This window comes from Luteibacter sp., from assembly GCF_009912395.1.
Taxonomy (GTDB): Bacteria; Pseudomonadota; Gammaproteobacteria; order Xanthomonadales; family Rhodanobacteraceae; genus Luteibacter.
Map to the genome: position 1 here is coordinate 1 of NZ_WNDO01000023.1, position 22769 is coordinate 22769.

Below are 22769 nucleotides of genomic sequence, written 5' to 3' on the forward strand. Positions count from 1 at the left end.
GGCCATCCATGGTGAACACCTCGCCACACGGGAGCAGGCCAAGGCTCATGTGTTTGACTACATTGAGGTTGACTACAATCGGATCCGGCTGCACTCGACCCTGGGCTACCTCAGCCCAGAGCAGTACGAGCTGGCCAATGTCGCTTAGATAGGTGTCCGTAAATCAGGGGCAAGATCAGGATTCTCAAAAGTTACCTCACCGTCGTTCCTGCGCACGCAGGAACCCAGCGCCTCGGTTCGCAAGCAACACGATGACGCTGCATCGGCTTTTACGTAGGTAACGTACTCGCGACAACCCATCGCATCGCGCTGGGTTCCAGCGTGCGCTGGAACGACGTGGGGGCACGATCAAACGGTGACGATGACCTGGCCCGCTGCGCGGGGTCGCGCGCAAGCGCGCTCCTACAAGAGGCGGGATGCGATAATCGGATGCATCGCCGTAGGCACCGGCCTGCGCCGGTGCGACGACGCGCTTCGTCGTTCCGGCGTAGGCCGGAACCCACTGCCTCGGTTTGCCAGCCATGCGGCGATGCTGCATCGGCTTTTGCGTAGGTAACGTATTCGCGACAACCTATCGCATCGCGCTGGGTTCCAGCGTGCGCTGGAACGACGTGGGGCGCGATCAGACGGTGACGATGATCCGGCCCGCTGCGCGGGATCGCGCGCAAGCGCGCTCCTACAAGAGGCGGGATGCGATAACCGGGCGCATTGCCGGGGGCACTGGCCTGTGTCGGTGCGACGAACTTCGTCGTTGATCGATGTGTTAGGCGAGGGATGGGGGTGTTACGCGGCGGCGCGCGAAGAAGAGGCCGTGGTTGGGTGATTTTTCTTCGCACCGAGCGATCTCGACGTCGAAGCCTTGCGTCGACAGGTGGCTGATCAGTACCCGTTCGTCCAACAGGTCGAAACCATCCGCTCGCATCGATTCATCGACGTCGCCATGTATCGAGCCGGGTCCGAGTCGATGGAATTCCCCCACGATGGCCTCGACGAGGTCCAGTCGGGAGGCCGTCAACAGGATCGGATACTCGCCGCCTTCGCAGTCGATCTTCAACAGGCTCACTCTGCGCGCAAGTCGTGATAACACGTCGTCGAGCGAGACGGCGCGTATCCGGCGGGCTTCACCCTTATCGGATACGACGCGATGACCGCCCGTATTCAGGCGCTCGGAGGCTGAGCGTAGACGCAGCGGTTCGGAGGGTCTGTCCGATCGCCATACGGCCTCGGCGCGGAGGTCGATGGCTTCGGCGAAGGGTGCCAGGTTCTCCATGGCGAGGCTGAAATTTGCCGGCTCTGGCTCGAAAGCGATCACCCGGCCCGCGCCGCGATGGAGACAGGCGTGACTGAAGGCACCGATATGGGCGCCGATGTCGACGATCAGGTCGTTTGCATCGAACGTGTCGGGAAGCCGGTATTCGTTGTCCATGAGAACCGATCGGGCGATACCGTAATCCCAGCTTTCCGGCCGGAGTCGAAGCATGCTGCCATCGTCAAGGCGAACCTGGCATGTGTATGACATTCACGGCCCCCTTTCCCGAGCGTGACGAAGCGTGTCGCCGTCAGTGTCCATGAATCCACCCTTTCAGTCGTTGGCCTACGTCTCGCCAGGTCAGCGTGTTGACCGTCGCGTTGTGGAATGCGAGCGCGTCGTATGTCGCTCGTAAGGACACGTCCGTATAGAGCCGTGCCAGATCGTCGGCGATCGCATCGACATCCACCTCGAAGGCCCTGCGATTCAATGCCATGTCGTGGTAGGGCTCGGCGGGAATCATCAGGGCGTGATCACGCCAGAGTTCTCCACAGCCCGTATGCGCGGGGACGAGCTGCGCCCTGCCGGTGGCGGCATGTTCGAAGGCGATCAATCCCCACCCCTCGGCGTCGGCCGTATTCAGGCCGACATCACAGGCGTTGTACAGAAGATTGAGATGGGTATCGGTCGACGACGGATGGTCGAGCGTGGTTCCGGTCAGCAGGAGGCGGTCGTCGATGCCGAGCGAGCCCGCCAAGGGAAGGATCAGGGAGCCCCGATCGCGCAGGCCCATGTGCAGGTAAAGCTTGGCGTCGGCATCGGGCACGATGTCGAGGAACCGGCGAAAGGCCTGCAAGGTAAGGTCGACCCTTTTGCGAGGCTGGTTTCGGTTGGCATTGAGAACGATGAAGGTATCGTCCATGGCGTGGTCGGTGCCGAACAACGCATCCCGGGCCATCGTCCGTGCTCGTGGTGCGTGTGCGTCGAGGGGAAAGAACATCCCGATGTCGCAGCCGTGAGGAAGCACCTCCACGCGCGGCGCGGGGAGCGACAATTGGGCCAGGGCATCGAGAAGGCTGTCCCGGGCGAACGTCGTGTAGACGGCAAGGACATCCAGGGTCGCGAGTCCCGCCAAGGCGGGGGAGGGCATGACTGGGGAGTCGATCGCCATATAGGCGACGACCCGAGTTCCCGACAAGCGCATGGCGCAGGTCAGCTCGCATACCGTATCGATATCCGCAAAGATAAGCGCCACATCGTGCGACGATTCGCTCATGATACGGGCGACGTCGATGGCATCCATGCGGCGTGGTCGTGAGCTCGGGGCGTGGGTTTGAGCGATGAACGGGGCGGCGAGATCGAGGTGCGTGATATCGAAGTCGTCGGCGAACGCCGTATGCAGTTCGCCAAGCACGCGACCGAATCCGAAGCCGGGCCTTGCATAGCCGATGGTAAGCAGGGATCGCTTCATCCTCGACACTCCCATGGGGCGGTGAGTCTTGCCAATCCGGCAAGGTGATGGAGGATTGCCCCCATCACCTCGTCTACGGATTCCGTCGTGTGTACGGATGCGCGATCAGGATGGGATGTATATGAACGAGTTGCCATCCGTCGTCGGCTCAAGGAACGATTCCAGTATCAGTCCGCCGCTGGAGCGATCCTGGGAGTAGTAGGTCACGAAGCTCTCCACAGTGGCGGAGGTCGCACCCCGGAACATCCCGATGAGGCCGTAAGCTACCCGCAGGCCGAGCACCGATGTGTCCGTTTCCAGGCTACGCCACCACTCGTTGAGCGCGTCGCCTGCGCCAAGATTGACGAGGAAGTTGTAGAAGTCCGACGTGGGAAAGTCGGTCTTGTTGAGCACCCAGGGGATCAACACGGACACGATGATGTCGGACCGCTGGCTCACGGGGAACTTCTTGTTGAATTCGTCCAGTGCCTTGTCGTATGCCTCGGCGGAAGGCTTGCGGGAAGGAAGCAGGTTGCCCGGATGATTGGGGAATTCGTAAGCCGCCTGGTGCTTGACCGCGAGTGTCCGGGCATCCTGGACGACGAGGATGATCGCCAGGTTTTCCAGGGATGTCGGCGCGGAGATCACCAGATTTTCGTTGACGTTGACGAAACCCTTCGGGAGCGTCGTGAGGGGGTTTGGTTTCGCGCTTTGATTCTTCGTGTCCCTGGCGAAGGGCGTGGCGACGGCTTTCAGCAGGATCGATTTCGATGCGTAGGCATCCATGGCCTGGCGCAAGGCCATGGCTTTCTCGCCTGAAAAGATGTCCGCGATGCTTTTCAGTTTGTACTCCACGGGCATGGGCGCGGCCTGGGACATCGCCAGCCACTGGACGTAGATTTCATGGAAATTCTGATCCTGCTCGGGCACCAGGCTGTTGAGAATGGACATGCTTCCGATCGAGCTGATACGTACCGAGCGGGAGCTGGCCCAGCTTTTCAACGTGTTGTTCCAGATGACGCTCGCTTCGGCCTTGGTGGCGAAGAAAACCGCTTTGACCTCCGCCTTCAGCTTTGCCTCGAAGTCGATCTGGGAAACGATGTTCGCCTTGTTGGCGTACATGAAATAATCCAGGCGAGATCCCATCACCACTTCGTTGACGTAGTGCGTTCCGAACTTGGCGAAAAAAGCGAAGAATAGAGCGACGTTTTCGTGCTTGCTTGCGTCGAACCTCGCGGGAAGGTTTTTGTAGTCCGGGTCGTCCAGCAAGCCCTTGTAGAGCTGGCTCTCGGAGTCGTCTTTCAGGCGTAGCTTGTACGATCGGCTTTTCACCGAGTACAGGCCCATATGGTAATCCTGGACGGAGGAGGTCATGCTTGAAAAAGCGGCCTTGAACTCGCCGGAGAAAACCCGGTATCGCCCGTTCATGCCGGCTTCCGCCGCGAAATACTCCGATACGTCGGCGCGGCTGCTGAATATATGCGAGCTGCCTTCGTGGGCGCCGACCAGGAGCGGATCGTCGACTTGCTCGGGCACAACGTATTCGTTGCCAGACAACGTGTTATGCCAGGTGCGGTCGCTGGGTGTCGTCGTGTCGAAAAGCATCTTTCGGGCCGAACTGCTGTTGTAGCGGCCGAAGATGTTGAATCCCTTTCCCAGGATGGAATGTCCGGGAACGACCTGGCGTGGCTTTTTATCCTGCGTCCTGGGTTCGGACGGCATCGGTTGCAGTGGCCATAGAGGCCAGTAGGGAGGACGCGTCGGTATCACGGGCGCTGACTCGGTGCCGTTTTCCACGGGCTCTGGCAATTCCTGCGACATGAGGTATCCCCTCTGGATGGTGGATGATGTGGATGTCGTGACATAACGCTGGCGTGACGATCAGAACTCGGCACCCGCCACGGGTATCGCCGCGTTCACCTCGAAGAGTTGCGGGTAGTGATCGGATTGAAGCAGGGCGCTCTCATAGCGTTCGCATTGTTCCGAAACGCCGACGTCAGGGCTCGATATGGCGTAGTCGAGGCTGCGCTCGATGGCGTTGTATGGACCCCGACCCCAGGCGGGATGCGTCGGATCCGTCGGCGGATGCACGATGTGATTTTCGTAGAAGGGGTGCGCTTCCATTTGCCCGGGGTCTGCGTTGAAGTCGCCGGCAAGCACCCAGCCCGCTTGCGCGCTGTAAACGGTCTCGTCGCCCCAGATACCTGCGATGAGATCCTTTGCATCCGCTGCCCCGCCCCCGCCACTCGTGGCATGCAGATTGAAGATCCATGGGCGACCCGCGCCGGGTTGGACACCTAGCGTTGGTCGCCTGTTCCCCGGCAGCAGGCGCGTTTCTGCGTGCGTGGGGCGATATTGCCGAATGGCTGTGGCGAGACTGCAGCGCTTATTGCCGCCGGGCCATGTCTCCCTCCACTCGTGGTAGACGATGTACCACTCGGGCAGTGGCCGGAAGCGCGTTCCGCCGGGGGAGTATCGATAGAGATGACAGTCGCCATAGTCCGCGACGAATGTGGCGTTCTTCGTCACTTCTGTCACCTCCTGGAGGAGCAGCATGCTGAACGCACCGCTCTTCATTTCCTGGGAGATGGCACCCCACTTGGACTGGGCGCCCTGGGCGTTCCACGTCACGACGTTCATCGTCTCTCCACGATCGACGGGCAGCTATGGGGAGCCTCCTGTCGATGCTGTCCGGGAGGCTTTCAGGGAGCGTCGGTGTCACGGATGGGCGGAAGTCCGCTCCGTGAACGATGCGTCGGAGGCTAGATTTGCCGCAAGGCTTCGACAATCCCCGAAAACGGGGCTGTGGTGTGGAATGTGATTTACCACACGCGCGATCGACGGCATCCGGCTACGGGCGATGCCGGAGGACAATCTGGGATCGATGCTGATGGGTGCGTTGTGTAGGAGCGCGCCAGCGCGCTCCTACAGAGGCCTTGCAGGTTCCATGGTATCGACCTGGGGCCGGTGAAGCGGGAGCGATCAGATCGGGACGCAGCGCCAGGTCGCCTTGCCATTGATGACGCCGACGAACTGGGCGACCTGTCCATCCGGGCATACCGGTGCGTTGCTATAGATGTGGTTCGGCGTCGGAGAGGTAACGATGCCGCTTGCGTTCGCAGAGACGGCGGCCACGATCAGGACAAGACCAGCGCACAGGATCTTCATATCGACGTTCTCCCAGAGGAATGTGAAAGGTACGATCGGTCGGGACCCCCGGCTACGGGAATCAGGCACGCCTTTACTCCCGCACGGAAGGGTTTGCAACCGACGCCGGTAGGCCTTGGGGCGCGCAGGTGCCGGCCGTCCCCGGGTAGCCTCCAAAGAGACGACCCTCTTCCGAATCTGTCCATGCGGTCGTTGCCGGTGGGCCGTCCTTCTGCTATTGGTCTGCCGAACTGGGCCAGGGTCGACGGGGAGTAGGCAATGGGCGTGACGGGGATTGGCGGATTCTTCTTCCGGGCGAACGATCCGGAGGCGTTGAGCAAGTGGTATGCCGAACATCTCGGTGTGGGGGCGGGTAAGTACGGGAAGTGGGAGATGCAGGCGGGGACGAGTGTGTTTTCGCCGTTCAAGGCCGATACCGATTATTTCCCGGCCGGTCACCCGTGGATGCTCAACCTGCGCGTGGATAACCGCGATGAGTTGTGCGAGAAACTTCGCGCGGCGGGTATCGAGGTGATCATCAAGGAGGAATGGGATGCATCGGGGGTGGGACTATTCGCGCGCATCCACGATCCGGAGGGTAACCCGATCGAATTGTGGCAGCCGCCAATCAAGCCATGAAGCGTTTTTTATTTGATATATATTTTTATAAATTTATATACGGATGTTCCATGAAAATGGCGGCTAATTAGCAAGCCGCCATACATGTTCCCGCACTCAGAATGCCGTTCATTCGATTCATTCATCGCGTTTGACGAAGAGCGTATTTATGCAGAGCCGCCGGGATTTCCTTAAAAAGGCCTCGCTGACAGCGAGTGCCGGTTTCCTCCTGTCCCATGGTCTGAGTGCGAAGGCATTCGATAGCGAGAAAGCGTCGCCTGGCATGTGGCGCATGCCGGATGAAGACCTGCCGCAGGAGTGTGTCTTTCTCGCCTATGCGGCATCGTCGGCGGTGTGGAAGGATTTCGCGCCGGACGTGAATCGCACGATCGCGATGCTGGCCAGGACGATTTCCCGCTATCAACCGGTAACGATTTTCTGTCGCGAAGATCAGGAAGACGACGCGCGTGAAGCCTGCGGTACGCAGAACATCGATTACTTCCCGTTGCCGCTTGATGACATCTGGGTGCGTGACTACGGTGGTTGCTTCGTCCGTAACGCCGATGGCGACCTCGCGCTCGTCGATTTCAATTTCAACGGGTGGGGCGACAAGCAGCGCCACGGCAAGGACACCCAGGTGGCCCGCCTGCTGGGCGACGATCTCAAGATCGCATGCATCAAGAGTCGTCTTACGGGCGAGGGTGGTGGTATCGAGGTGGACGGGCACGGCACGGCGATCCTGACGGAAAGCTGCTGGGTCAATGCGAACCGCAATCCGGGCATGACGCGGGCGCAGATCGAGGCGGAGCTGAAGCTTCGGCTGGGTCTGCGGAAAATCATCTGGTTGCCCGGCATCAAGGACGAGGACATCACGGATGCGCACGTGGATTTCTATGCGCGATTCGTGAAGCCGGGCGTGGTCGTCGCGAACCTGGACGAGGATCCCGAATCCTACGATTACGACGTAACGCGCAAGCATCTTCAGATACTGCGCTCCGCCACGGATGCGGACGGCCGGCGCTTGCAGGTGCATATCCTGCCGCCGCCGACCGAGATCCGCAGCAACATCTACACGGAAGACGATTCGAGCTTCGCCGCCGGCTACATCAATTACCTGCCGATCAACGGTGCGGTGATCGCGCCGCAGTTCGGTGACGAGGAGGCCGATGAGCGATGCAGGCGACTGCTTGCTTCGCTCTATCCGGGGCGTGCCGTGGTGCAGGTGAATATCGACCCGATCGCGGCGGGTGGTGGCGGCATCCATTGCGTCACGAAGAACATGCCGCGCGTGTGAGATGTCAGGGTGTGTAGCCCGGGTGCCGGAACGGGTGCGCTTCGGCGAATTCGGGCATATCGAAGCAACGCTTCCCCAGGGCCGCGACCCTGGGGAACGCGTCGATGTCGATGTCGTAGAGATTCGCCGTGACGATCTGGCCGGCGATGCAGAGGTCGGCGATGGTTGGCGTGGTGCCCAGAGCGAACGGTGCGGCGGGGCGGCGGGTGAGCAGGCGTTCGTAGGACGCCAGGCCTTCCGATGCCCAATGCCTGCACCAGTTCGCCACCGACCCGGCATCCGCACCGAACTGCGACGCGAGGTACTTGCGCACACGGGGCACCACGAGGGGATGGGCGTCGGATGCCGATACCGCTGCCAGTGCGCGGGCGTAGGCCCGTTCTTTCGCGTCTTCGGGTACCAGCCGGGGGGCGGGGTGGATATCGTCGAGGTATTCGACGATCGCCATGGACTGGAAGAAGTGTTGGCCGTTGTGGATCAGCGTGGGCACCATGTGTTCTGCGTTGACGGCCGCGTAGGCGCTTTCGAATTGCCGGCCGGAGAGGATGTCCACTTCGATCTCTTCGAAGGGTATGTTCTTCAGGGCTAGCGCCACGCGTACGCGGAAGGCGGCATTCGAACGCCAGAAGCCATAGAGCTGGATGGTCATGGGTGGTTCCTTCGATTCAAAGCAGCACGCGGCGGAAGTCGGCGAGCAGGCAGGTGAGCGCGGCGCTGAAGCGGGCGGCGTCTGCGCCATCGATCACGCGGTGATCGTAGGACAGCGACGTCGGTAGCATCAGGCGAGGAAGAAAGGTATCGCCGTTCCACACGGGCTGCATGGATGCCCTGGAGACGCCGAGGATCGCCACCTCCGGGGCGTTGACGATCGGCGTGAACGCCGTGCCGCCGATGCCGCCGAGCGAACTGATGGTGAAGCAGCCGCCTTGCATGTCCGAGGCCGTCAGTTGGCCTTCGCGGGCCTTCCTGGCAAGGGAGGCCGTTTCTTCTGCGATCTCGCGGATGCCCTTGCGATCAATATCGCGCACTACCGGTACCACCAATCCCTGCGGCGTATCCGCTGCGAAGCCGATATGCACGTATTTCTTCAGCGTGAGGGTCTCGCCACTGGCGTCCAATGAGGCGTTGAAGCGCGGGAACGTTCGGAGCAGTACCGCTGAGGCCTTCATCAGGAAGGCGAGCATGGTGAGCCGTGGGCCGTCAGCTTCCTTGTTGAGCGCGACACGGAAGGATTCCAGGTCGGTGATGTCCGCCTGGTCGTGTTGCGTGACATGGGGGATGACGGCCCAGTTGCGGGCGAGGTTGGCGGCGGACAGTTTCGGGATGCGACCGAGTGCCTGCTCCTCGATCTCGCCGAATTTGGCGAAGTCGATCTTCGGCCAGGGTAACAGGTTCTGACCGCCCGTGAACGCTGGCACGGCAGGTGCAACGCTGTCGTTCGACAGCGTGCGCTTCACATGATCGGTCACGTCCTCACGCACGATTCGACCACCGCGCCCGGTGCCTTGCACCTGGGCCAGCGTGACGCCGAGTTGGCGGGCCAGCTGGCGTACGGCGGGGCCGGCATGCGGTGCGTCGCCGGCCGGGACGGGGACGATCTCGCGAGCCACCAGGGTTGCGGGTGGTTCGGCAGGCGGCGGTTCCACTTTCGCTTCGGCAGGGACCGGTTCGGGGATGGGCGTTGCGACCGGGGTGGCGCCCGCCACCTCGATCAGCGCGACCAGGTCGCCTTCGGACAGCGTATCGCCGACGCGCGCCTTGAGTTCCTTCACTATCCCGGCGACAGGAGAGGGAACCTCCATGGTCGCCTTGTCCGATTCCAGCGTGACGATGCTCTGGTCGAGCGACACCGTGTCGCCGACCGCGATCAGCAGTTCGATCACCGGTACGTTGCTAGAGCCGCCCAGGTCGGGGACGCGTACTTCTTTCAGGTTAGCCATGAGGATCCGTCCCAGCCTCAGACCGCCGCCGGGTCCGGCTTGCCGGCATCAATGCCGAAGGCCTCGATGGCGCTGGCGACGACCGAGCGGGGTAGCTGTCCCTCGTCGACCAGGGCTTTGAGGGCGGCCAGGGCGATGAAGTGCCGATCCACTTCGAAGAACGTGCGCAGCGATTCGCGGGTGTCGCTACGGCCGAAGCCATCGGTGCCCAACGAGACGAAGCGGCGGTCGTGGATGAAGGGACGGATCTGGTCGCCGACGATCTTCATGTAGTCGGTGGCGACAACGACAGGCCCTTCGTGTCCTTCGAGACAAGTCTGCACATAGGGCACACGCGATTCGTCTTCGGGATGAAGCATATTCCAGCGTTCCGCGGCCATGCCGTCGCGGCGTACTTCGGTAAGGCTGGTGGCGCTCCAGATATCGCTGGTCACGCCGTAGTGCTGTTCGAGCAGCGCGGCGGCGGCGATCACTTCGTTGAGGATCGAGCCGCTGCCCATGAGCTGTACGCGTGGTGCGTCCGGCGAGATGCCCTGGCCTTCGCGAAGCAGGTACAGGCCCTTGACGATGCCTTCTTCCACGCCTTCCGGCATCGCCGGATGCAGGTAGTTCTCGTTGAGCAGGGTGATGTAGTAGTAGATGTCCTGCTGCTCCACGAACATGCGGCGCATGCCGTCCTGGACGATCACGGCCAGCTCGTAGGTGAAGGTCGGGTCGTAGGAGATGCAGCTGGGGATCACCGACGACAGCACGTGGCTATGACCGTCGTCGTGCTGGAGTCCTTCGCCCATCAGCGTGGTGCGGCCGGACGTGGCGCCGAGCAGGAAGCCGCGCGTGCGCGCGTCGGCCGCGGCCCAGGCAAGGTCGCCGACGCGTTGCAGGCCGAACATGGAATAGAAGATGTAGAAGGGAATCGTGGTCAGCGCATGGTTGCTGTACGAGGTGCCGGCGGCGATCCACGACGAGATGGCGCCGGATTCGTTGATGCCTTCCTGCAGGATCTGACCTTCCTTCGCTTCCTTGTAGTAGCTCAGCTGGCCGGCGTCCTGCGGCGTGTAGAGCTGGCCCAGGTAGGAGTGGATGCCGATCTGGCGGAACAGACCCTCCATGCCGAAGGTGCGCGACTCATCCGGCACGATGGGAATGACCAGCTTGCCCAGTTCCGGGTCTTTGAGCAGCGTGCTGAGGATGCGCACGGGCTGCATGCCGCCCAGACGCTGGCGTCGCTCGGCGAAGTAGCGCGCTTCCTCGCTGCCGGGCTCGGGGCGCAGGTAGGGCATCTCCTCCAGTTGCTCGTCGCTGACGGGAAGCGCGAAGCGGTCACGGAAGGCGCGCACCGCGTCGGCGCTCATCTTCTTCAGCTGGTGGTTGATGTTCTGGCCTTCGCCGGCCTCGCCCATGCCGAAACCCTTGACGGTCTTGGCGAGGATCACGGTCGGTCGCCCGGTTGTGGCGACGGCCTGCGCATAGGCCGCGTGGACTTTCTCCGGATCGTGGCCGCCACGCGCGAGCTGCCAGATGTCGTCATCGGACAGATCTGCGACCAGCGCCAGCAGCTCCGGATACTTGCCAAAGAAATGCTCGCGCACGTACGCGCCGTTCTGCGACTTGAAGGTCTGGTAGTCGCCGTCCACGCATTCCATCATGCGTTGCCGCAGCAGGCCGGTGGTGTCCTTCGCCAGCAGCGCGTCCCAGCCGCTGCCCCAGATCACCTTGATGACGTTCCAGCCGGCCGCATGGAACGTGCCTTCCAGCTCCTGGATGATCTTCGCGTTGCCGCGCACCGGCCCGTCCAGGCGCTGGAGATTGCAGTTGACGATGAAGATCAGGTTGTCGAGACGTTCGCGTCCGGCCACCGCGATGGCGGCCAGCGATTCAGGCTGGTCCATTTCGCCATCGCCGAGGAAGGCCCATACCTTGCGTCCCTGGTGTTCCTTCAGGCCGCGGTATTCCAGGTAGCGCATGTAGCGTGCCTGGTAGGCGGCGGTGAGCGGGCCCAGTCCCATCGAGACGGTGGGGAATTGCCAGAAGTCGGGCATGAGGCGCGGATGCGGATAGGACGACAGGCCGTCGCGCGCGGACTCGCGCCGGAAGTTGTCCATCACCTCGTCGCCGAGGCGACCTTCCACATAGGCGCGACCGTAGATGCCCGGCGCCGAATGGCCTTGGATGTACACCATGTCGCCGTCGAAGCGGTCGGTGCGTCCGCGGAAGAAATGATCGAAACCTACGTCGTACATCACGGCGGCGGATTGGTAGGTGGCGATATGCCCGCCCACATTCGAGTGCTTGCCGGCGCGCAGCACCATGACCATCGCGTTCCAACGGATGTAGGCGTTGAGGCGGCGCTCAATGGCCAGGTCGCCCGGATAGGCCGGCTGCCGCTCGCGCGCGATGGTGTTCACGTAGGGCGTGGTCACCCTCCCGTGCAAGTTGCCGTGGCGACCCGCGTCATGGTCGGCCAGTTGGTCCATCAGATAGTGCGCGCGGTCGCGCCCGTCGGCTCGCGTCACCGCCTCCAGGGCTTCCACCCATTCGCGGGTTTCTTCGGGATCGATATCGGGCTGCGCGAGGGCGTGGTTCATGGGATCTCCGGATGCAGGTGTCCCGCCGGTTCGCGTGGAAGCGACGGCACTGGGGGCGTTGAAGACGGAAGGCGCGGGGTGGGGTGCCTATCGATTGCAATTGCAATTCATGGCGTCCCATCATGCCGTGGTAGAATTGCGTTTGCAACTCAACAGGCCGGGAGGTACCGCCCATGGCGAACAAGGAACCGGACCTGTGGTTCTCCTTCGTGCGTTCGCATCGCGCGCTGATCCGGGAAATCGAGCGTCGCCTCGCGAAGGCCGGTCTCCCCGCCTATGCTTGGTACGACACGCTCTGGGGTGTGGAAAGCGGCCCCGACGGCACGCGTCGCATGCACGAGCTGGCCGACGCGCTGGTGATCGAGCGCTACAACCTCACACGGCTGGTCGATCGCCTGGAACAGGAAGGTCTCGTCACGCGTGCGCGATCCGCCGAAGACGGCCGGGCGGCCTACGTCACGATCACGGAAGAGGGGCGGGCGCTCAGGAAGCGCATGTGGAAGGTGTACCAGGCGGCGGTCGCGGAGTTGTTCCTCCCGCAATTCGATGACGCGGCGCAACGCCAGACGGCGGAAGCCCTGGATCGTGCCGCTCTGCTGGCGCGCGAGTCGTCGCAGAACTGAAGCGGATCACGCGTCGTCGAAAGGCCCGCTGTAAGACAAGCGTGATACGTCGTCGCCGTCCCGTTGCCGTAGGTTCATCTTGGTGAATCAGCAGCGGAGTTATTGCGAAGGCGAGGCGGCAGTTACTTTCTTCAATTAATTCCGCTTGCGACTCTGCCGTTTTTTACCACATTGGATTTGCTCGAAATTTGTTCGGGGCCTCAAGAAATATCCCCAGCGAAAAACCGCGAGGTCGAAACATTTTTCGATGTCATCGCGGTTTCGTTAAATGCTTGTGCACCCTGGGTGATGGTGAAAGATTCAAGTTGAACGAGGCCTTCCCCTCTTTAACGGCCTTGTTATCGCCAACGTTTTTTCGCCACCTGATCTCCGTATCGGGCTAGCCCATTTCGTCCAAAATCCAAGGGTAGGGGTCGTCATCATAAAACGTAACAAGCTTGCGGGCGCTTTGGCCGCGCTGCTTCTGACTCCCATCGCGAGTGTCGCGTGGGCACAGTCCGCCGGTGACGGTAAACCCCAGGACAACAGCTCCAGCAACCCGCAGAACCTGCAAACCATCACGGTCACGGGTTCGGCGATTCCCCGCATCGATACCGAGACCGCGTCGCCGGTCACCACGATTTCCGCCAAGGACATCGCGCGCAGCGGCTACACCACCATCTCCGACGTGGTGCGCTCGATCTCCGCGGACAACAGCGGTTCGATTCCCAACAGCTTCACCGCCGGCTTTGCCGCAGGCTCGTCCGGCGTGGCCCTGCGCGGCCTGACGGTCAACTCCACCCTGGTGCTGATCGACGGCCATCGCGCCGCCACCTATGCGGTGGCCGACGATGGACAGCGTTCCTTCGTCGACCTGAACACGATTCCGCTCGCCGCGGTCGATCGCATCGAAGTGCTGAAAGACGGCGCCTCGTCGCTATACGGCGCCGACGCCATCGCCGGCGTGGTCAACGTGATCTTGAAGCCCGGCTTCCATGGCGTCGAAGCCACCGGCGACATCGGTACGTCCGAGCATGGCGGCGGCTTTACCCGCAAGGGCACCCTGCTTGTCGGTGGCGGCGACCTGGACAAGGATGGGTACAACGCCTACTTCAGCGCCCAATACCAGCAGGACAACGCCGTGCGTGCGGGCGATCGCGGCTTCCCGTACAACACCGCCGACCTCAGCCGCATTGGCGGCCCCAATCTGCAGGCGGGCCAGCCGGCCAATGGCTCGGGTTCGATCTACGGTTCGGTGACGCCGGGTTCGCTGGGCACGCCGGGTGATGTCACCACGGGCGTTCCCAACGCGGGTGCTACCGCGAGTCTGCTGAGTGGCGGTTGCGGCGCCAAGGGCGTGTCGACCACGGACAGCACGGGCACGTATTGCCAGCAGAACATGGTGTCGCAGTACGGCCAGCTCCAGCCCGAGATGAAGCAGGGCGGCGTGTATGGTCGACTGACCCTGAAGATCAACGACACCACCAAGGCGTACGTGTCGGTTGGCTACATGGAAACGAAGACCTCCACGGTCAACTCGCCCGCGCAGATCCAGACCTCGACGCCGAACAACACCAACAACATCGCGTTGCCGGTGTACCTGAGCAACGGCAGCCTTAACCCGAACAATCCGTTCGCGGCTAACGGCCAGGCGGCGCTGCTCAACTATGCGTTTGGCGACATCCCGCGTGGTGCCAACTACGACAACCACAATCTTCGCATCGTTGGCGATGTCGCCGGCACCTGGGGCGAGTGGAACTACGACGCGGCGCTGATCTTCAACCACACCAGCCTCGACACGCAGCTCTACGGCTATCTCAACTACGCCGCGTTGATCAATGCGATCAACACCGGAAGCTACAACTTCATCAATCCGTCGGCGAACAGCGCCGGGGTGCGTAGCGCGCTCGCCCCGGGCTACAACAAGACCTCGACCTCGGACCTCAATGCGCTCGACCTGTCCGCGAACCGTGCGCTGTTCGACCTGCCGGGCGGTTCGTTCGGCATGGCCACCGGCATCCAGTTGCGTCATGAGGCGCAGGCCGATCCGACACTGAACCCCGATAACGCCTTCCAGGGCCTGGGCAACGCGCAGACCAACGGCAGCCGCAACGTCGAAGGTGCCTATCTTGAGTTCGACGCACCGCTGCTGACCTCGCTGGAAGCGGATCTGTCCGGTCGTGTCGATCACTACTCGGATATTGGTACCGAGTTCGCACCAAAGCTGGGCCTGAAGTGGAAGCCGCTCGACTGGCTGGCCCTGCGCGGCACCTTCTCCAAGGGCGTGCGTGCGCCGAGCTTCTCGGAAAACGGCTCCAGCTCCAACGAAGGTTTCGTCTCGTACAATCCGCCGCCCGGGTTTGCGGCGGAGCATGGCAACAACGGCTACGTGCAGACCTATCAGCTGGCCGAGTTCACCAACGCCAACAAGGACATCAAGCCGGAGCGTGCGAAGAGCTACACCCTTGGCCTGGTACTGCAGCCGACGAGCTGGCTGAATGCGTCGTTCGACTACTATCACATCAAGAAGACCGATGTGATCACCGCGACCGATGCCAACAGCATCCTGAACGCGTACTACGCCGGCTTGCCGCTGCCGGCCAATACCCAGGTGATCGCCGATAAGCCGGATCCGCTCAACCCGACGGCGCTGGCTCGCCCGATCGAAGTGATCGGAAGCTATATCAATGCCAACTCGCTGAAGACCGACGGTCTCGATGTCGACCTGCAGGCGCACTTCGCGTTCGACAACGGCATCCAGTACATCTCCGAGTTCAACGGCACGGATATCTTCACCTGGAAACTGAAGCTGCCTGACGGTACGGTGCAGTCGTTCGCGGGTACGCATGGCCCGTACAACCTGTCGTCGGGTGCCGGTACGCCGCGGTATCGCGAATCGTGGTCCAACACCATGATCTGGCATGACCTGACGGTGACGGGCACCTTCTACCACACCAGTGGCATGAAGAACACGGCGCCCGATGTGTACGGTTCGGAGTGCATCCCGGATGGCTACACCAGCTGCAACGTCGGATCCTTTACCGAGTTCAACCTCACGGGAAGCTACCAGTTCACCCCGAAGATCTCGGTCACCGGTTCGGTCATGAATGCGTTCGACCGCAAGGCTCCGCTGGATGTCGCCAACTACGCTGGCGTCAACTACAACCCGACCTATGCGCAGGATGGTGCCATCGGTCGCTTCTACAACCTTGGCGTGAAGGTCAAGTTGTAAGCAGCCTGGTTCAAGGCGAAAAAAAACGACGCGGCGATATTCGCCGCGTCGTTTTTCTTTGGAGGATCAGCGACGACGTTCGGACCGGCCTTCGTCGATGAAGCCTCGCGCATTCAACCAGTGACCGAACATGCCCGGCCAGGCTTCTTCTTCGGGGATGCCTTCGGCGAGGCCGGCGCCATGCTCGCCATGGCGGAACAGGTGGACATCGGCAGGGACGCCGGCCGCCTGCAAGGCGTTGGCGAACAGCACGCTGTTCTGCGCACTGATGCGTTGATCGTCGAGGCTTTCGAAGAGGAAGACCGGCGGCGTTTCGGCGGTCACGTGATCCTGGCTCGACAGTTCCTGCTCCAGGCGATCCAGTTCCCGCCCCCGGTAGCCGTTCAGTAGATGCTTCAGCGAATTGGGCGAAGCGAACTCCGACGGTAGCATCGAGATGACGGGATAACCGAGGCCGAGGAAATACGGACGCACATTCGCCGTATCCACCGCGTCGTGCGACGGCATGCCGAAGTCCGACTCCGGGTGCAGCGCCAGCGTGCTGGCGAGATGACCGCCCGCGGAGAAACCGAACAGGCCGATGCGTCGCGGATCGATACCGAGGCGCGCCGCGTCGTGGCCGAGCAGGTTCAACGCACGGCGACCGTCCCACATGGGTACGGGATAGCGATAGGTGCCATCGTCGCGCACGAGACGGTAATACAGCACGAAGGCCTTCACGTGATACGCGTCGGCGAAATGCTGGGCGACGGGTTCCTGTTCCTTCGCGTCCGTCAGGTGGTCGTAGCCACCACCCGGAATGATAAGGATGGCGGGAAGGTCACCCCGGGCGCCTTCCGACGGCACGTATTCCCGAACGAACGGGATATCCCGGCACGGGTCGTCACCGACGCTGCCCGGGACGTTGCGAGTCCACAAGGGGATGTCACGGGAATCCGACGGATCGAAGCAAGTGGCGGACGACGGCGAGGGCGCATCGTCGCGATGGCTCCTGCGGGCGGCGGCGGGGCCACTGGCGAGCAGGGCGAGCGCTCCCAGCGAAAGGAGTAGCGACATGGAACGGAACATCGAGGAGTTTCCTTGGGAGGGACGCATGATTCAGGCACCTCACGCAAACGATCCAGGTCCGTTATGGTTGAACCGGCCACCCGTGGGCCAGTCGCATGGTTTTGCTGGCGTTTTGGTTTTTCCTTCGATGGTTTCGTCTGCAAGCGTCTCAGAGGGTCGGCAGCACAGCCCTCACGTGCTCTTCGAAATGCCCCAGCAATCGTGACGTACCGCTTCCCGCCGTCATCACCGTGATACCTACCGACGGCAACGGGGGCAGGCCGCTGGAGGGCGGCAGCACCTGGAGGTCGGGTGGTACGCCGGTGAGGGTCATCACGGTGATCGCCTGCCCGGAACGTACGACCGCCGTCAGGCCGGCCACGCTGCCGCTGGCGTAGGCGATGCGGTAGGGGCGGTTCGCGCGATCCAGGCTCGTTGTCGCCGCAATATGGTCCAGCGCATCGGGATCGGACAACGCCAGTTGCAGCGGATCGCGACGAAAGGCGTCGCTCCCCTTGCCGCCCACCCAGACGAAGGGCTCGCAGCGCAGGAACCGGTCGCGCTCGGGGCTGTCCGGCTGCGAGACGATCGCGATGTCCAGCGACTGGTCGCGCAGCCGCTCCAGAAGGCGCGGCGTGGGTGCGCAGACGACCTCTATGAACACCTGCGGATGCTGGCGGGCGAAGCTCTGGAGAAGCCCGGGAAGGAAGATGCGCGCGTAGTCGTCGGGACAGCCGAAGCGAAGCCGGCCCGACAAAGCGTCGCCAGTTAGCTCAGCGACTGCGTCGTCGTGCACGCGGAGGATCTTCTGCGCGTGCGCCAGCAAGCGCTCGCCATGGGTGGTGAGCAGCACGCCGCGACCGGTACGGATCATCAGCGGTTGCTGGATTGCCTGCTCCAGTTTCTTCAGTTGCTGGCTGAGCGCGGCCTGCGTGCGGCCGACGTGTTCGGCGGCCCGGCTCATCGCCGTCGCGTCGGCGATGGCGACGAAGTTCCGCAGCAAAGCGATATCGAGCCGGACGCCCATGGGCATCACCCTGCGTGTCGCGTGGGAGGGGGGATTAGCCATTCTTAGGTCGGGTGGCATCGGCAGATAAAGATGACTTATGGGGGATGCCGGGGTGCGAGGGCTCCCCGGTTAACGGCAACTTATGGAGCCCATTAGCGTTTTTAGCTGTCGCCTGCCCGCGACCCGTGGCTAAGATCGGGCGGAAACCGCTTCGATCGCTTCCACAACGACAGGATGAGTGTATGGGGATGACTCAGGGGAAAGTGGGTTTGCTGTGTTTCCTTGCCGCAATCGTGCCAGGCATGGCGATGGCGGCTCCGGTGGATCCACCGAAGCAGGGACTGGTCGGTACCAACGACATTCCGAAGACCTTCGACGACGTGATCCCGGGTGGCCAGGATTTCGTCAGGCGCGTGGTGATGATCCCCATGCGCGACGGCGTGAAGTTGCAGACCATCATCGTGCTGCCCAAGGGCGCGCACGACGCGCCCATGCTGCTGACCCGCACGCCGTATAACGCGGAAGAACGCGCCGGTAACCCGAAGGCGACATCGATGCTGTCCGCGCTGACGCTGAGCGATGCCGAGTTCGTGAAGGCGGGCTACATCCGCATCTACCAGGACGTGCGCGGCAAGTACGGCTCGAAAGGCAGCTACGTGATGATGCGACCGGTGCGTGGGCCGCTGAATCCGACCCGTGTGGATCATGTCACCGATGCCTACGACACCATCGACTGGCTGGTGAAGCATGTGCCGGAATCCAACGGCAACGTCGGCATGATCGGTTCGTCGTACGAGGGTTTCACGGCGGCGATGGCCTTGCTCGATCCGCATCCTGCGTTGAAGGCCTCGGTGCCGGAGAGTCCCGTGATCGATGCCTACATGGGCGACGACTGGTTCCACTACGGCGCCTTCCGCAACCTGATGCTCGGCTACGTGCACATGCAGACGGTGCAGCAGGGGCCGGGGGCGGTGACGCCGAGCGACGTCTTCGACAAGTACGATGAGTATCTCCGTGCGGGCTCCACGGGCGACTATGTGCGCAGTCGCGGCCTTGAAAAGCTGCCCTTCATTGCCCGGATGATGGAGCACCCGGCCTACGACGCGTTCTGGCAGGGGCAGGATCTCGCCCGCCTGCTGGCCGCCCATCCTTCGTCGGTGCCCACGTTGTGGGAGCAGGGCCTTTACGACCAGGAAGACATGTGGGGTGCGAACCACGCCTGGCTCGCGCTGAAGGCGGCGGGGCATGCCGCCAACAACTGGCTGGTGCTCGGTCCCTGGTCGCACAGCCAGGTCAACGGTATCGGCTACACGCTGGGGCCGTTGAAGTGGACGGGCGACACGTCGCTGGAATACAACCGCGACATCGTGCTGCCGTTCCTCAACGAACACCTGCGTGGCGGGCCGCCTGCGAACCTGGCACGGGTGTCGGTGTACAACACGGGCGACAACCACTGGGATCGCTTCCAGGATTGGCCGGCGGCGTGCGACAAGGGTTGCCCGAGCGGACTGAAGCCTTTGTACCTGGGCAAGGATTTCGGGCTCTCGTTCACCGCGCCCACGGAATCGCAGGCGGGCGACACATATGTCAGCGATCCTGCTCGGCCGGTGCCGTTCCTACCGCGCCCGGTGCTCGATCCCTTCTTCGGATACGGCTCGACCTATGCGGGCTACCTGCCGTGGAGCAAGTGGCTGGTCACCGACCAGCGCTTCGTCGACGGCCGCACGGACGTGCTCGTGTACGAAACACCGGTGCTGACCTCGCCGGTCCGCGTGCGCGGCATTCCCGTGGCGGATATCCGTGCCGCCACGACGGGAACGGATGGCGACTTCGTGGTGAAGCTGATCGACGTCTATCCGCCGCAGGTGCATGCGGATCCGACGATGGGAGGCTATGAGCTGCCCATCGCGCTGGATATCTTCCGTGGGCGCTATCGCGACAGCTTCGAGCATCCGACCGCGATTCCCGCCAACGAGCCGCAGCGCTACCGCTTCGAGCTGCCGAATGTGAACCACGTGTTCCTGCGCGGGCATCGGATCATGGTGCAGGTGCAGTCGTCGCTGTTCCCGCTGTACGACCGTAACCCGCAGACCTTCGTGCCGAACATCTTCAACGCGAAGCCGGCCGATTACCGACCGGCCAGCGTCACGGTCCTGCGTTCCGGTGCGCAGCCGTCGGCGGTGTGGCTGCCCGTCGTCGAGGATCGCTAAGGCTCAGGTGGCGAAGCGCCGGGCGCCGGTGACGCAGATCACCGCGCCGATGGTCACGGCCAGCATCGTCCAGCTCACGGTCTCGTGCAGCAGCAGGGCGGCAAGGCCCAGCCCAAGGAAGGGCTGCAGCAGTTGCAGCTGGCCCACGGCGGCGATGCCGCCCTGGGCCAGTCCGCGATACCAGAAGATGAAGCCGATCAGCATGCTGAAGACGGCCACGTAGCCCAGCCCGATCCAGGCCGACAGGTGCACGTCGCCAGGGGACGAGGGCAGGGTGTACAGGAACACCGGCAGCATGACGGGCAGCGCCAGCACGAGCGCCCAGCTGATGACTTGCCAGCCGCCGAGCTTGCGCGACAGGCGTCCGCCTTCGGCGTAGCCCATGCCGCAGACGACGACGGCCAGCAGCATCAGCAGGTCGCCGTGGATCGATGAGGAAGCGCCATCGCGCAGGGCGTAGCCGACCACGCAGGCGGCACCGGCGATGGAGAACAGCCAGAACGCCGGACGCGGGCGCTCGCCGCCGCGCAGCGTGCCGAACAGTGCCGTGCACAGCGGCAGCAGGCCCAGGAACACGAGCGAGTGTGCCGCCGAGATATGTTGCAGCGCCAGGGCGGTCAGCAGGGGAAAGCCGAGGACCACGCCCACGCTGACCACCGCCAGCGCGGAGAGGTCGCGACGGTTCGGGCGACGCTCTCCCTGCCATAGCAACAGGGCGAGCGCGAGCAAGGCTGCGATCGTGGCCCGGCCCGCCGTGACGAAATAGGGATCGAGTTCGACGACGGCGGCGCGGGTGGCCGGCATCGAGCCGGCGAAGATCACGACGCCGATCATGCCGTTGAGCCATCCGCTTGTGGATTTTTCCATGACCTGCTCCTGTGGGTAGCGTGCAGTGGACCACGCGGATGGGCGTTTCCCCAGACACGGTTGGGTACAATTGGAGGAAACTGTCTGGCACGTCAGGCAGTACAGTTGTGGAGAAGTGTCATGAGGCGTGGGGATACCCGTACCGAATCGGTGGTGGCGACGATCCGTGGCGGCATCGCATCGCGCGCCTATGGGCCGGGCACCCGGCTGCCTTCCGTGCGTGCGCAGGCCAAGGCCATGGCGCTGTCCATCTCCACGGTGGTCGAGGCCTATGAACGCCTTGCCAGCGAGGGTGTGATCGCCTCGCGACCGGGATCGGGCTTCTACGTCACCGGCGCACCGGCACCGTTCTCGCTGGCCGACATGGGTCCGAAGCTGGATCGCGAGGTCGATCCGCTATGGATGTCACGGCAGGCGCTGGAAACCGGTGCGGACGTGCTCAAGCCGGGCTGTGGATGGTTGCCCTCGTCATGGATGTACGAGGAAGGGATGCGTCGCGCCCTGCGCGCCGCCGCGAGGGCGGACACCTCGGCGCTGACCGACTACGCCACGCCGCTAGGGCCGCCGGAGCTTCGCCAGTTGTTGGTCCGTCGCATCGCGGGAACCGGTGTCGAAGCATCGGCCGACCAACTCATGCTGACGGAGTCGGGCACGCACTCCATCGACCTGGTCTGTCGTTTCCTGCTCGAGCCGGGCGATACCGTGCTGGTGGATGACCCGTGCTACTTCAATTTCCACGCGATGCTGAAAGCGCACCGGGTGAAGGCGGTCGGCGTGCCGTATACGCCCACGGGGCCGGATATCGACGTGTTCGAAGCCGTGCTTCAGGAACATTCGCCGCGCGTCTACATCACCAATTCGGGCATCCACAATCCGACGGGCGCGGTGCTGTCGCCGGTGACGGCGCATCGTGTATTGAAGCTGGCGGAACGCGCGGACATGGTGATCGTCGAGGACGATATCTTCGCGGATTTCGAAACCACGCACGCGCCGAGGCTGGCCGCGTTCGATGGGTTGTCGCGCGTGATCCTGATCGGCAGCTTCTCAAAAACCGTGTCGGCGTCACTGCGTTGCGGCTGCATCGCGGCACGCGCCGACTGGATCGACAGCCTCATCGACCTCAAGCTGGCGACGACCTTCGGTGGTGGACGCCTGGCGTCGGACATCCTGTTGATGGCGTTGACGGACAGCGGTTATCGCAAGCACATGGAATCGATCCGCCATCGCCTGGCGGATGCGCGCGAGCGCACCATCGCGCGGTTGCGTCCACTGGGTATCGAGCCCTGGCTCGTACCGCAGGCGGGGATGTTCCTGTGGTGCCGTTTGCCGGAAGGACGCGATGCGGGTGATCTCGCCCGCGCGTGCCTGCGCGAGGGCGTGGTACTGGCGCCGGGCAATGCCTTCAGCCAGTCGTTGAGCGCGGGCAATTTTCTCCGCTTCAACGTCGCGCAGTCGTCGGAAAAGAAGATCTTCGATGTGTTGGATCGGGCGCTGGCGTCGCGAGCCTGAGATGTCGTGA

18 protein-coding genes are annotated in these 22769 nt (G+C 63.0%); 7 read left to right on the top strand and 11 right to left on the bottom strand.

The genetic code is table 11. The annotated features are described in order from the left end of the window. Window positions 1-148: IS3 family transposase (locus GAK28_RS18225; protein ID WP_291782783.1), on the top strand; the 148-nt coding region annotated here is incomplete at its 5' end. Between the two features lie 615 nt (window positions 149-763). Here GAK28_RS18225 and GAK28_RS18230 read toward each other — a convergent pair. The 5 genes from GAK28_RS18230 to GAK28_RS18250 all read right to left on the bottom strand — a co-directional run bounded on the left by GAK28_RS18230 (window position 764) and on the right by GAK28_RS18250 (window position 5867). Continuing rightward, window positions 764-1480, bottom strand: coding sequence for an FkbM family methyltransferase (locus tag GAK28_RS18230; protein WP_291782586.1), 717 nt, complete (start codon window positions 1478-1480; stop codon window positions 764-766). Window positions 1481-1559: 79 nt separating this feature from the next. Next, entirely contained in the window at window positions 1560-2720 is a 1161-nt protein-coding gene (locus GAK28_RS18235; protein WP_291782588.1) for a glycosyltransferase, read from the bottom strand. 105 nt (window positions 2721-2825) lie between these two features. Then, window positions 2826-4520 carry an MAC/perforin domain-containing protein gene (locus GAK28_RS18240; RefSeq protein ID WP_291782590.1) on the bottom strand — a complete coding sequence of 565 codons (1695 nt, stop codon included), beginning with the start codon at window positions 4518-4520 and terminating at the stop codon, window positions 2826-2828. Between the two features lie 60 nt (window positions 4521-4580). Next, on the bottom strand, window positions 4581-5339 hold the full coding sequence (locus tag GAK28_RS18245; protein ID WP_291782592.1) for an endonuclease/exonuclease/phosphatase family protein: 759 nt from the start codon (window positions 5337-5339) through the stop codon (window positions 4581-4583). Between the two features lie 342 nt (window positions 5340-5681). Continuing rightward, the gene (locus tag GAK28_RS18250) at window positions 5682-5867 is read right to left on the bottom strand and encodes a hypothetical protein (protein ID WP_291782595.1); all 186 of its coding nucleotides are present in this window, start codon (window positions 5865-5867) and stop codon (window positions 5682-5684) included. A 258-nt stretch (window positions 5868-6125) separates the two neighbouring features. Between GAK28_RS18250 and GAK28_RS18255 the strand changes: the two genes are divergently transcribed. Continuing rightward, window positions 6126-6485 carry a VOC family protein gene (locus tag GAK28_RS18255; RefSeq protein WP_291782598.1) on the top strand — a complete coding sequence of 120 codons (360 nt, stop codon included), beginning with the start codon at window positions 6126-6128 and terminating at the stop codon, window positions 6483-6485. A 148-nt stretch (window positions 6486-6633) separates the two neighbouring features. Further along, the gene (locus GAK28_RS18260) at window positions 6634-7758 is read left to right on the top strand and encodes an agmatine deiminase family protein (RefSeq protein WP_291782601.1); all 1125 of its coding nucleotides are present in this window, start codon (window positions 6634-6636) and stop codon (window positions 7756-7758) included. Between the two features lie 4 nt (window positions 7759-7762). Here the strand turns inward: GAK28_RS18260 and maiA are convergent, their stop codons facing one another. The 3 genes from maiA to GAK28_RS18275 are packed head-to-tail and all read right to left on the bottom strand — an operon-like array spanning window position 7763 to window position 12283. Then, window positions 7763-8407, bottom strand: a complete 645-nt coding sequence (maiA, locus tag GAK28_RS18265; protein WP_291782604.1) for a maleylacetoacetate isomerase — start codon at window positions 8405-8407, stop codon at window positions 7763-7765. A gap of 16 nt (window positions 8408-8423) precedes the next feature. After that, the gene (aceF, locus tag GAK28_RS18270; protein WP_291782607.1) at window positions 8424-9698 is read right to left on the bottom strand and encodes a dihydrolipoyllysine-residue acetyltransferase; all 1275 of its coding nucleotides are present in this window, start codon (window positions 9696-9698) and stop codon (window positions 8424-8426) included. Window positions 9699-9715: 17 nt separating this feature from the next. After that, on the bottom strand, window positions 9716-12283 hold the full coding sequence (locus tag GAK28_RS18275; RefSeq protein WP_291782609.1) for a pyruvate dehydrogenase (acetyl-transferring), homodimeric type: 2568 nt from the start codon (window positions 12281-12283) through the stop codon (window positions 9716-9718). A gap of 173 nt (window positions 12284-12456) precedes the next feature. Here GAK28_RS18275 and GAK28_RS18280 point away from each other — a divergent pair, with 173 nt between their 5' ends. Both GAK28_RS18280 and GAK28_RS18285 read left to right on the top strand, forming a co-directional pair. After that, on the top strand, window positions 12457-12906 hold the full coding sequence (locus GAK28_RS18280) for a MarR family transcriptional regulator (RefSeq protein WP_291782610.1): 450 nt from the start codon (window positions 12457-12459) through the stop codon (window positions 12904-12906). Between the two features lie 448 nt (window positions 12907-13354). Further along, window positions 13355-16117, top strand: coding sequence for a TonB-dependent receptor (locus GAK28_RS18285; RefSeq protein WP_291782612.1), 2763 nt, complete (start codon window positions 13355-13357; stop codon window positions 16115-16117). Window positions 16118-16183: 66 nt separating this feature from the next. Here the strand turns inward: GAK28_RS18285 and GAK28_RS18290 are convergent, their stop codons facing one another. Further along, entirely contained in the window at window positions 16184-17185 is a 1002-nt protein-coding gene (locus GAK28_RS18290; RefSeq protein WP_291782615.1) for an alpha/beta hydrolase, read from the bottom strand. A 148-nt stretch (window positions 17186-17333) separates the two neighbouring features. Next, window positions 17334-18191 carry a LysR substrate-binding domain-containing protein gene (locus GAK28_RS18295; RefSeq protein WP_291782618.1) on the bottom strand — a complete coding sequence of 286 codons (858 nt, stop codon included), beginning with the start codon at window positions 18189-18191 and terminating at the stop codon, window positions 17334-17336. A 230-nt stretch (window positions 18192-18421) separates the two neighbouring features. On the opposite strand from GAK28_RS18295, the gene GAK28_RS18300 reads away from it, so the two are divergent. After that, window positions 18422-20383, top strand: coding sequence for a CocE/NonD family hydrolase (locus GAK28_RS18300; RefSeq protein ID WP_291782621.1), 1962 nt, complete (start codon window positions 18422-18424; stop codon window positions 20381-20383). Window positions 20384-20386: 3 nt separating this feature from the next. Here the strand turns inward: GAK28_RS18300 and GAK28_RS18305 are convergent, their stop codons facing one another. Continuing rightward, window positions 20387-21250, bottom strand: a complete 864-nt coding sequence (locus GAK28_RS18305) for a DMT family transporter (protein ID WP_291782624.1) — start codon at window positions 21248-21250, stop codon at window positions 20387-20389. 120 nt (window positions 21251-21370) lie between these two features. Here GAK28_RS18305 and GAK28_RS18310 point away from each other — a divergent pair, with 120 nt between their 5' ends. Beyond that, complete coding sequence (locus GAK28_RS18310; protein ID WP_291782626.1) at window positions 21371-22759, top strand: PLP-dependent aminotransferase family protein; 1389 nt, start codon at window positions 21371-21373, stop codon at window positions 22757-22759. The last annotated feature ends 10 nt before the right edge of the window (window positions 22760-22769 follow it).

Coding starts and splice junctions, on each gene's coding strand:
- GAK28_RS18230 (WP_291782586.1), bottom strand. CDS start 1,480: ATGCTTCGACTCCGGCCGGAAAGCTGGGATTACGGTATCGCCCGATCG.
- GAK28_RS18235 (WP_291782588.1), bottom strand. CDS start 2,720: ATGAAGCGATCCCTGCTTACCATCGGCTATGCAAGGCCCGGCTTCGGA.
- GAK28_RS18240 (WP_291782590.1), bottom strand. CDS start 4,520: ATGTCGCAGGAATTGCCAGAGCCCGTGGAAAACGGCACCGAGTCAGCG.
- GAK28_RS18245 (WP_291782592.1), bottom strand. CDS start 5,339: ATGAACGTCGTGACGTGGAACGCCCAGGGCGCCCAGTCCAAGTGGGGT.
- GAK28_RS18250 (WP_291782595.1), bottom strand. CDS start 5,867: ATGAAGATCCTGTGCGCTGGTCTTGTCCTGATCGTGGCCGCCGTCTCT.
- GAK28_RS18255 (WP_291782598.1), top strand. CDS start 6,126: ATGGGCGTGACGGGGATTGGCGGATTCTTCTTCCGGGCGAACGATCCG.
- GAK28_RS18260 (WP_291782601.1), top strand. CDS start 6,634: ATGCAGAGCCGCCGGGATTTCCTTAAAAAGGCCTCGCTGACAGCGAGT.
- maiA (WP_291782604.1), bottom strand. CDS start 8,407: ATGACCATCCAGCTCTATGGCTTCTGGCGTTCGAATGCCGCCTTCCGC.
- aceF (WP_291782607.1), bottom strand. CDS start 9,698: ATGGCTAACCTGAAAGAAGTACGCGTCCCCGACCTGGGCGGCTCTAGC.
- GAK28_RS18275 (WP_291782609.1), bottom strand. CDS start 12,283: ATGAACCACGCCCTCGCGCAGCCCGATATCGATCCCGAAGAAACCCGC.
- GAK28_RS18280 (WP_291782610.1), top strand. CDS start 12,457: ATGGCGAACAAGGAACCGGACCTGTGGTTCTCCTTCGTGCGTTCGCAT.
- GAK28_RS18290 (WP_291782615.1), bottom strand. CDS start 17,185: ATGTTCCGTTCCATGTCGCTACTCCTTTCGCTGGGAGCGCTCGCCCTG.
- GAK28_RS18295 (WP_291782618.1), bottom strand. CDS start 18,191: ATGGGCGTCCGGCTCGATATCGCTTTGCTGCGGAACTTCGTCGCCATC.
- GAK28_RS18300 (WP_291782621.1), top strand. CDS start 18,422: ATGACTCAGGGGAAAGTGGGTTTGCTGTGTTTCCTTGCCGCAATCGTG.
- GAK28_RS18305 (WP_291782624.1), bottom strand. CDS start 21,250: ATGGAAAAATCCACAAGCGGATGGCTCAACGGCATGATCGGCGTCGTG.
- GAK28_RS18310 (WP_291782626.1), top strand. CDS start 21,371: ATGAGGCGTGGGGATACCCGTACCGAATCGGTGGTGGCGACGATCCGT.